The following is a 1,009-nucleotide window of genomic DNA, read 5'->3' as shown; positions in this document are numbered from 1 at the left end:
CCTCCTCGCGCCAGTCGGCGAGCAGCGCGGCCAGGGCGTCGGAGCCGGCGGGGCGGTCGCCCACCCCGAGGACGCGCAGGAGCTCGTCGTCACGCTCCACCGCCTCCGGATCCGGACCGTGCGCGTCGAGGGAGGCGGCGTCGTCCCGGGTGCCGGGGTCGACATCGTCGTCGTTCATCGCCATCGCTCCTCTCCGTCCTGCTCGATCCTGGTCCGGAGCTGCTTCATGGCCCGGTGTTGGGCCACCCGCACGGCTCCGGCCGTGCTGTCCACTATCTCCGCGGTCTCCTCCGCGGAGAGTCCCACGACCACCCGCAGTCGGATGATCTCCCTCTGCTTCTCGGGCAGGGTTCCCAGTAGACGACTCATCGCCCTGGCCACCTCGCCGTCGAGGATGTGATCCTCCGGTCCCGTCTCCGTGGAGAGCACCTCCGGGAGGTACTCGACGGGATCCGACTTGTTCCGTGCGGCGCCCCGGTGCGCGTCCGCGACCTTGTGTGCGGCGATCCCGTACACGAAGGCCATGAAGGGACGACCCTGATCCCGGTACCCGGGCAACGCCGAGAGCACCGCGATCAGCACCTCCTGTGCGACATCGTCAGCAGAAAGGTTGACCCTCTCCGCACCCCCGACGCGGGAGCGGCAATACCGCACCACCCCGGGACGGACGAGTTCGAGTACCCGCGTGGCCGCCGAACGGTCTCCTTTGACCGCGGCGGCGACGGCGAGTTCCAACTCGTCTGCTGTACCTGTCATCGATTTAGGGGGGCCTCTCGTTACACGGGTGTGCTACGGGGCACGGCCTTTCTGTCGGGGTGCGGCGCCGGACCGTCGCGGTCTCACGTCCGGACCGTCGCGGCCGGCGGGGCGTGGGCACAGGATACTTCTGCGACCCCTGTGCCGGAGGTCATCCGGTGAGGGCCCAGCGTAGCCGCTCGGAGCGGGGTGAGACGACATCACCGGTCGCCGGACGACGAGCGGGCCCCGGTCCCGCGGGTGCGGGACCGGG

Annotated in this window: 1 protein-coding gene; it reads right to left on the bottom strand. The window is 70.5% G+C overall.

Features of this window, described 5'->3' with window-relative positions; all coding sequences use genetic code 11:
• Nucleotides 1-174 precede the first annotated feature (174 nt).
• On the bottom strand, nt 175-756 hold the full coding sequence (locus G6020_RS12595; protein ID WP_179524690.1) for a sigma-70 family RNA polymerase sigma factor: 582 nt from the start codon (nt 754-756) through the stop codon (nt 175-177).
• Nucleotides 757-1,009: the final 253 nt, after the last annotated feature.

The sequence above is a fragment of the Dietzia sp. B19 genome (assembly GCF_014145155.1).
Taxonomy (GTDB): domain Bacteria; phylum Actinomycetota; class Actinomycetes; order Mycobacteriales; family Mycobacteriaceae; genus Dietzia; species Dietzia natronolimnaea.
Note: the sequence above shows the minus strand (reverse complement) of the source record. Positions and strands in the feature narration are given on the sequence as shown.